This window comes from Kitasatospora sp. NPDC059747, assembly GCF_042732955.1.
In the GTDB taxonomy this organism is placed as follows: domain Bacteria; phylum Actinomycetota; class Actinomycetes; order Streptomycetales; family Streptomycetaceae; genus Kitasatospora.
This window is the reverse complement of record NZ_JBHWGV010000005.1, coordinates 141,957-146,104: the sequence shown is the minus strand read 5'-3', so window position 1 is coordinate 146,104 and position 4,148 is coordinate 141,957. Positions and strand designations below refer to the sequence as shown.

The window sequence follows — 4,148 nt, the reverse complement described above, 5'->3', positions numbered from 1 at the left end:
TCTCCACCCCCCCCCCCCCCCCCCGCGCGGGCCCCCCGCCCGGTACGCAGCGGGGGAACGGAGGACTCCATGGCCGCGCAACACGGCCTGCCCGAAGCCAACTTCAGGCACAGCACAGGAAACCCGGACCGTCCGGCGGACCGGTGGAGCCTCGTCGTCGCCGCCGGGCTGCTCTCGTTCGTCGCGATGCTCGACATGAACGTGGTGAACCTCGCGCTCACCGACATATCCGCCGGCCTGCACGTCTCCCCCGGAGTCGCCCAGTGGGCCGCGCTCGGCTACCAACTGCCGCTCGTCGCCCTGCTGTTGCCCGCCGGGCAATGGCTGGACCAGGTGGGCACGCGCTCGGCCCTCCTGCCGGCGGTCGGCTGCTTCGCCGCGTGCAGCGCGCTCGCCTCCCTCGCCCCGTGGGCGAGTTGGCTGATCGCGGCGCGCTTCGCCCAGGGCGCCTTCGGCGCGGTGCTGTTCGTCCTGATGCCGGTGCTCGCCGCCACCGCCGTCCGGCCCGAGCTGCGCGGGCGGGCGATGAGCGTGCCCGCCACGCTCGGTCCGCTCGGGGCCGTCACCGGTCCGGTGATCGGCGGTCTGCTGCTCGACCACGTGGGCTGGCGGGCCGTGTTCCTGGTCAAACTCCCGGTCTGCCTCGCCGCCGCGCTGATCGTGTTCCGCCACGCCCCGCGCACCGGCAGGCTCTCGCCGCCCGACCGCAGTTCGCTCGGCGACGCCGCCCTGATCGGCTCCGCCGTCGCCTCCGTCCTGCTCGCGCTCACCCTCGCGCCGAAGGCCCCGCTGTGGCTTCTGCTCGCGCTGCCCGCCGCGCCGCTCGTCGCCGTCTGGCTGCGCCGCCCCGGCGGCCGACCGGTGGCCGAGACGCTGCGGGCCGCCGGCACCACCGGCGTCAACGCCTCCGTCCTCGCCCTCGCCGCGGGCTTCGCCGCCTGCCACTACCTGCTCGCCCAGCACCTGCGCGGCCAGGAGGGCGAGAGCGCCACCCGCACCGCACTCACCATGCTGGCCTTCCCGCTCGGCATGGTGGTGGCCGGCCGCTTCGGCGGACGGCTCGCGGACCGCTGGGGCGCCCGGCCGACCGCGCTGAGCGGCGCCGCCGTCACCACCCTCGGCCTGCTCCTGCTGCTCCCCCTGGACGGCGGCTGGACCAACGCCGACATCGCGTGGCGCCTCGCCCTCGCCGGCGCGGGCATGGGCCTCAACGGCGGCCCCACCCAGGCCCTGGTCATGACCGCCTCGCCGCCCGGCCGGCTCGCCACCGCGGGCTCCGCCGTCCAGCTCGCCCGCAGCCTCGGCTTCGCCCTCGGGCCCGCCCTCGCCACCGCGGCCACCCTGGCCGGCGACCGCGCGACCACCGGCACCCGCGCCGGGATCGCCCTGGCCGTCCTGGCCGCCGCGAGCGCCGTCGCCCTCCTCGCCCTGCACCACCGCCGCGCCCACCGCGCAACGGCGTGACACGGCCGCCCGGGCCGACCGCCACCCCCTTGGAACACCGTACGACCGGAGGTTCACCGCACATGACCGACATAGACACCGACTTCGATCCTGCCGCCGTCCGCCCGCCGAACCCGGCAGAACCGGCAAACCCGGCAAACCCTTCGGACCCTGCGGACCCCGCGGACCCGGCGGACCCGGCGGCTCGCTGCCCGTTCGGCTACGGCCTCCCGTCCGACGGCGGTGGCGACAACGGTGGCGACAACGGTGGCGACAACGGTGGCGACGACGATCGCGACGGCACCCGACTCCCCTCCCCCGTACCGCTCTACGGGACGGAGTACAAGCGCGACCCGTACCCGCTGTACCGGCGGATGCGCGAGGCGGGCCCCGTCCACCGGGTGGAGTTCCCGAGCGGCATCCACGCCTGGCTGGTCACCGGCTACAAGGCCGCGCACGCGGCCCTCAACGACGGCAGGCTGGGCAAGAACCACGCCCTGGGCAACGAGAACTGGCGCCGGCTCGCCTCGATCATGCCCGAGCCGCAGCACTCGCAGCTCCAGGTGCACCTGCTCCACCAGGACCCGCCCAAGCACACGGCGATGCGCCGGCTCGTCGTCGACGCCTTCGCGCCCCGCCGGGTCGAGGCGCTGCGGCCGCGCCTCCAGGAGCTCGCCGACGCTCTGGTCGACGAGCTGCCCGCCACCGGCGGCGCCGATCTGGTCGCCGGGTTCGCGGCGCACTACCCGTTCCGCGCGCTCGCCGAAACCATCGGCCTGCCGCCCGAGTTGGCCGTGCGCTTCGACCGCGACTGGGGCAAGGTGGTGCAGCCGGTCGGCCCGCTCGACCCCGGCCGGCCCGCGTACGAGGCGCGGCTGCGCGGCCTGCAGACGTACATCGCGGACGTGGTCGAGCACAAGCGCGCCCACCACGACCCCGCCCGGGCCGAGGACGACCTGCTCGGCCGGCTCGTCGCGGCCCGTGACGCCGGCGAGCTGAGCCCGGAGGAGCTCGACTCGATCGTGTTCCAGCTACTGGTCGCCGGGCAGGAACCGGTCACCAACCAGATCACCACCATGCTGATCACCCTGCTGCGCCACCCCGGGCACCTCGTCCGGCTCGCCGAGGGCATCGCCGCCGACCCCGGCCTGCTCCCCCGCGCGGTGGAGGAACTGCTGCGCCACGACGCCGCGTTCGAGCTCACCACCTGGCGGTTCTTCACCGAGGACAGCGACCTGTTCGGCACCGCGGTGCCGGCCGGCGACTCGGTCATCGTCTCGCTCTGCGCCGCCAACCGGGACGGCGAGCGGTTCCCGGACGCCGACCGGCTCGACTTCGACCGCACCCCGAACGCCCATCTCGCCTTCGGACACGGCATCCACTACTGCCCCGGCGCCGCCCTCGCCCGTGCCGAACTCCAGGTGGCCCTCGGCACGTTGCTCACCCGGCTCCCCGGACTGCGCCCCGCCGGTCCGGCCGAGGGCGGTGACGGCCTGGACGCCCTGGCCTGGATCCCCGCCATCCTGGCCCGCGGTGTGAACGAGCTGCCGGTCGCCTACGACCGGCGCGTCTGACCGGCGGCGACCACCACCCCCTGGCCCGCGACCGCACCGCCGGCCAGGACACGGCCACGCCTGCTCGCAGCCTGTAGCCCGTAGCCCGCACCCATTGCCCTTACGACAACGTCCCGTTGGAGGACCACCATGCCGCCCGTCGGCACCATCACCGCCCGCGAGCCATCCACCCACACATACGAAGCCGCCGAGCACCTCGCCGCCCGCGTCCTCGGCCTGCTCCTGCCGCACCGCCGCGCCTCCGACCCCGAACTCGCCGCAGGGCCGCACCACTTCCCGCTCCAGCTGGCGCAGCTCGCGGACTTCATCGCCGCCGGCGAGCCGATCGTGTTCACCCTGCCCGGTTTCCCCTGCAAGTCGCCGAACCCGGCGAAGGTGCTCGGCCACCTGCCCGACGAGGGCGAGCGGCTGTCGCTCACCTTCCTCGACGCGCTGTGCGAGCGGATCGGCGCGCTCCACGCGCCCGGTGCGCGAATCCTGATCTGCTCGGACGGCCACATCTTCGGCGACCTCATCCACGTCCCCGACGACCACATCGACGACTACTCCGACGCACTGGCCGCGATGATCGAGCGCGAGGGACTGCGGCACCTGGCCACCTTCGACCTGCGGGCCGTCCTCGGCGACCTGCCGTTCGACGAGAAGCGCGCCCGTGTGCACGCTCGATACGCGCCGAGCGTCGAGGAGTTGCGCGAGCAGGTGCTGACGGACGAGGAGACCCTGCGGCTCTACCGGGGCATCACCCGGTTCCTCACCGAGGACACCGTCGGCTTCACCGGCACCAAGTCGGCCCTCCAGCGCGAGTGCCGCCGCCGCGCGTACGGGGTGATCCAGCGCAGCCGCGCCTGGGGGGACCTGATCGCCGAGCACCACCCGGACGCGTTCCGGCTGTCCATCCACCCGCAGCGGGCCGGGGCGCCGAAGTTCGGCATCCGCCTGCTGGAGGTGGCGGACGCGTGGACGACGCCCTGGCACTCCTCGGTGCTCCACCGGGCCGACGGCCGCTGGGAGTTGCTGCGCAGCGCGGACGCCGCGGAGCTCGGGGGGGGGGCGGGGGGCGCCCGGGGCCCCGCGCCAGCACGGAAGCGGGGGTGGCCGGCGGCGGGGGGGGGCCCGCCCGGCCCCGGCCCG

Annotated in this window: 3 protein-coding genes; all 3 read left to right on the top strand. The window is 75.2% G+C overall.

What is annotated here, in order from left to right:
* The first annotated feature begins 69 nt into the window (after positions 1 to 69).
* Positions 70 to 1,464: an MFS transporter gene (locus ACFV4G_RS04075; RefSeq protein ID WP_380436204.1), complete on the top strand. Its 1,395-nt coding sequence runs from the start codon at positions 70 to 72 to the stop codon at positions 1,462 to 1,464.
* Positions 1,465 to 1,526: 62 nt separating this feature from the next.
* Positions 1,527 to 3,017, top strand: coding sequence for a cytochrome P450 (locus ACFV4G_RS04070; protein ID WP_380436202.1), 1,491 nt, complete (start codon positions 1,527 to 1,529; stop codon positions 3,015 to 3,017).
* Between the two features lie 129 nt (positions 3,018 to 3,146).
* Positions 3,147 to 4,148, top strand: a 1,002-nt coding sequence (locus tag ACFV4G_RS04065; RefSeq protein ID WP_380436200.1) for an L-tyrosine/L-tryptophan isonitrile synthase family protein, incomplete at its 3' end; no start/stop codon positions are given.

Excerpts from the sequence above, each read along its gene's own strand:
- ACFV4G_RS04070 (WP_380436202.1), top strand. The coding sequence starts at position 1,527 with ATGACCGACATAGACACCGACTTCGATCCTGCCGCCGTCCGCCCGCCG.
- ACFV4G_RS04075 (WP_380436204.1), top strand. The coding sequence starts at position 70 with ATGGCCGCGCAACACGGCCTGCCCGAAGCCAACTTCAGGCACAGCACA.